Genomic DNA, 4,109 nt, shown 5'->3' on the forward strand with positions numbered 1-4,109 from the left:
GCTGATAGAAACAGAAGCCACTGGAGCACCTCAAAAACACCATCATACACTAAATCAGTAAGTTGGCAGCATCACCCGCCATAACTGTACCAGTAAATCAATCAGATCAATCTGTTCCGGATCGTGACTGCGCCCGGACATGTTGTTATCACTTACAGACATAGAAACCCTAGATAAGGAAAGACTTAAACTGGGATTAGTTTAGCTATAAATTGAGGCAATGCCATAGGATTAATGATAAAAAAATCAAATTGTTTCAGGGATTTTGATTGGTTTTTCAAACACTACTGGAATACGATACGTTTATAAAGTGGACTGATGCAGACACGCAATGGACGTAGAGACGCGCAAGCCCGCGGCCAGCATGCGCCCTATCACGTCGACAATATCGGCAATAGTTAACCGGTTGAGCTAATGGACTATATCCAAGCTTTGGAAGATGCACTGAGTATTGAAGCGAAGAAAAATATGCTACCGCTACTGCCAGGTGATGTGCTGGAAACCAGCGCGGACACTAAAGCACTGTATGAGGTAATTGGTTTTAAACCTGAAACCACGATAAAAGATAGGGTGAAGAACTTTGTTGACTGGTACCGTGATTGCTACAAAGTTTAATCACTAACCTGATTAAAACAAAAAGGCCTTTTATAAGGCCTTTTTATGGAGATGAGATTAATCACTACCAAACAAATCGCGGGTATATACTTTATCGGCGACATCAGCTAATTCTGACACCATGCGGTTAGAAATAATAATGTCTGCTTCATTTTTGAACGTATTAAGATCACGCACTACCCGAGAGTGGAAAAATTCGTCCTCTTCTACGACGGGTTCGTAAATAATCACGGGCACGCCCTTTGCCTTAATGCGCTTCATGATGCCCTGAATGGATGATGCACGGAAATTATCGGAACCGCTTTTCATAATTAAACGGTATACGCCAACTACTTTAGGTTGACGGGCAAGAATAGAGTCTGCAATAAAGTCCTTACGCGTACGGTTAGCATCAACGATTGCGCCAATAATGTTATTCGGCACAGATGCATAATTCGCCAACAGCTGCTTAGTATCTTTCGGTAGACAGTAGCCGCCATAGCCGAATGACGGATTGTTGTAGTGATTACCGATACGCGGATCCAGGCACACTCCTTCAATAATCTGCCGTGAGTTCAGACCAAGGCTTTCGGCATAGCTATCCAGCTCGTTAAAGTAGGCCACACGTAACGCCAGATAGGTGTTAGCAAACAACTTGATGGCTTCGGCTTCAGTCGAGTCAGTAAATAAGGTCGGGATATCTTTCTTCACCGCCCCTTCCAGCAGCAACCCGGCAAAGCGCTCGGCACGTTCAGAACGTTCACCAATAACAATACGGGACGGGTGCAGGTTGTCGTATAGAGCTTTACCCTCACGCAGGAATTCAGGGGAGAAGATGATATTATCTGTTCTATATTTTTGACGCATTGATTGAGTAAAACCGACAGGAACTGTCGATTTTATTATCATTATGGCATCTGGATTTATTTCAATAACATCCCTTATGACTGACTCGACACTGCTAGTATCAAAGTAATTAGTTTTAGGATCGTAGTCTGTTGGGGTTGCAATAATAACAAACTCTGCACTCTGATAAGCGTAGTATTTATCTAGTGTAGCTTCGAATTTTATATCTTTTGATTGCAGATACTGTTCAATTTCTTGATCAACTATCGGAGACATCCTATTATTTAGCATCTCGACACGTGAGGGAACAATGTCCAGAGCAATGACCTTATGATGTTGGGCGATAAGAAGACTATTTGACAGACCAACATACCCAGTACCAGAAATGGTGATTTTCATTTCATGCTCTCAGTATTATCTTAATATTTAATCATGATGCCGTACATCTTGATAAGAGGATAATGTTTTAACTTTTTTTTGAATATCATGTCAACGAAGCTTAAAACAATTAAGATTTTCTTTATCAGATTACGCCAGGAATATTAAGAAAAGATTAAGCAATCAACTTAAATCAATAGAATTTGAGATAAAAAAAAGCCCGGTCAAAAAACCGGGCTAGTGTACGTCAGAAGACTTACTCCATCCATTCGGTGTGGAATACACCTTCTTTATCTGTGCGTTTATACGTATGTGCACCAAAGTAGTCACGCTGGGCCTGGATCAGGTTAGCCGGCAGTACCGCAGAACGGTAGCTGTCGTAGTAGGCTACCGCTGCTGAGAAGGTCGGTACCGGAATACCGTTCTGCACAGCATAAGCCACTACATCACGCAGCGCTTGCTGATATTCATCAGCGATATTTTTAAAGTACGGAGCCAGCAGCAGGTTCGCGATGCCTTTGTTTTCAGCATACGCGTCAGTAATTTTCTGCAGGAACTGCGCACGAATGATGCAGCCCGCGCGGAAAATCTTCGCGATTTCGCCGTAGTTCAGATCCCAGTTGTACTCGTCAGACGCCGCACGCAGCTGAGAGAAGCCCTGTGCGTAGGAGACGATCTTGCCCAGGTACAGCGCGCGACGGACTTTCTCAATGAACTCGGCTTTATCGCCAGCCAGTTTAGCCTGCGGGCCGGACAGCACTTTAGATGCCGCAACGCGCTGGTCTTTCAAAGAAGAGATGTAGCGCGCGAATACAGACTCAGTGATCAGCGACAGCGGTTCGCCCAGATCCAGAGAGCTCTGGCTGGTCCATTTACCGGTGCCTTTGTTCGCCGCTTCGTCAAGGATCACATCAACCAGGTATTTACCGTCTTCATCTTTTTTGGTGAAGATGTCTTTAGTGATGTCGATCAGGTAACTGCTCAGCTCGCCTTCATTCCACTCGGTGAAGGTGGTAGCCAGCTCTTCGTTAGACAGGTTCAGGCCGCCTTTCAGCAGGGAATAAGCTTCAGCAATCAGCTGCATGTCGCCGTATTCAATACCGTTATGCACCATCTTCACATAATGACCTGCACCATCAGCACCGATGTAGGTTACGCACGGTTCACCATCTTCGGCAACAGCGGCAATCTTGGTCAGGATAGGCGCAACCAGCTCATACGCTTCTTTCTGGCCACCAGGCATGATAGATGGTCCTTTCAGAGCGCCCTCTTCACCGCCGGATACTCCGGTACCGATGAAGTTAAAACCTTCCGCGGACAGTTCACGGTTACGACGGATAGTGTCCTGGAAGAAGGTGTTACCACCATCAATGATGATGTCGCCTTTATCAAGGTACGGCTTCAGGGAATCGATAGCAGCATCAGTTCCCGCCCCTGCTTTTACCATTAACAGGATACGACGTGGGGTTTCAAGAGACTCGACGAACTCTTTCACCGTGTAATAAGGAACCAGTTTCTTACCCGGGTTCTCGGCAACAACTTCTTCAGTTTTCTCGCGGGAGCGGTTGAAGATGGAGACGGTATAACCGCGGCTTTCGATGTTGAGCGCCAGGTTGCGCCCCATCACTGCCATACCGACGACGCCGATCTGTTGCTTGGACATTACATACTCCTGTCAGGTGTGGTCACCACGCGATATGTGCGTGGCTTGAATTTGCTGTAAATGTTAACTCAGGATTCAAAGCTATGATAGCATCGGATACACTGTGTAGAAGGTATGAAAAAGAAGATTATTTTGCAGATCGTCTTAACTTTAGAGACTAAATCTATCTCCAATAGATAATTGGGCCATCATAGCGGTGATCGTATCCCTGGATACGATGGAATAATCTTCACTATATGACCAGGAAGGGATCACTTTGGCGGATTTTTCATCAAAAGGACCTTCTTTAATCTCCATAACAACTGCAGTATGGGATCTGCATACTAGTGTATGTGGGATAAGCGGCGGAATTTGTGCAATAACACTCTTACTCTGCCCCCCTAGAATAACCTTTTTATTCAGACAACCGTTATTATCAAATAGCATTAACTCAACCTCACCATGAAGTACATGGAAATGTTCCCACTGATGCTGTAATTCATGAAAATGAGGCGGGATGTAAGTTCCTTTTACAAGACCAATTATTATTCTTTGAACGACATCGTTAGGGCGGTGATGCTGCCAACTTACTGATTTAGTGTATGATGGTGTTTTTGAGGTGCTCCAGTGGCTTCTGTTTCTATCAGCT

The 4,109-nt window shown here is 44.8% G+C and carries 3 protein-coding genes and 2 pseudogenes; 1 reads left to right on the forward strand and 4 read right to left on the reverse strand.

What is annotated here, in order from left to right:
* Positions 1–75 precede the first annotated feature (75 nt).
* Positions 76–162 (reverse strand): annotated as a pseudogene (locus tag OGX92_RS01425) (hypothetical protein); the annotation flags it as partial.
* 204 nt (positions 163–366) lie between these two features.
* On the opposite strand from OGX92_RS01425, the pseudogene OGX92_RS01430 reads away from it, so the two are divergent.
* Positions 367–615: pseudogene (locus OGX92_RS01430) on the forward strand (protein CapI); the annotation flags it as partial.
* A 57-nt stretch (positions 616–672) separates the two neighbouring features.
* Here the strand turns inward: OGX92_RS01430 and ugd are convergent.
* The 3 genes from ugd to OGX92_RS01445 all read right to left on the reverse strand — a co-directional run.
* Positions 673–1,839 (reverse strand): UDP-glucose 6-dehydrogenase, encoded by a 1,167-nt coding sequence (gene ugd / locus OGX92_RS01435; protein ID WP_286586156.1) that lies wholly within the window; start codon positions 1,837–1,839, stop codon positions 673–675.
* Positions 1,840–2,074: 235 nt separating this feature from the next.
* The gene (gene gnd / locus OGX92_RS01440; RefSeq protein WP_125112543.1) at positions 2,075–3,481 is read right to left on the reverse strand and encodes an NADP-dependent phosphogluconate dehydrogenase; all 1,407 of its coding nucleotides are present in this window, start codon (positions 3,479–3,481) and stop codon (positions 2,075–2,077) included.
* Between the two features lie 150 nt (positions 3,482–3,631).
* The coding region (locus tag OGX92_RS01445; protein WP_286586158.1) for a WbuC family cupin fold metalloprotein at positions 3,632–4,109 on the reverse strand (478 nt) is incomplete at its 5' end.

It is taken from the genome of Citrobacter sp. Cpo089 (assembly GCF_030332695.1).
In the GTDB taxonomy this organism is placed as follows: Bacteria; Pseudomonadota; Gammaproteobacteria; order Enterobacterales; family Enterobacteriaceae; genus Citrobacter; species Citrobacter portucalensis.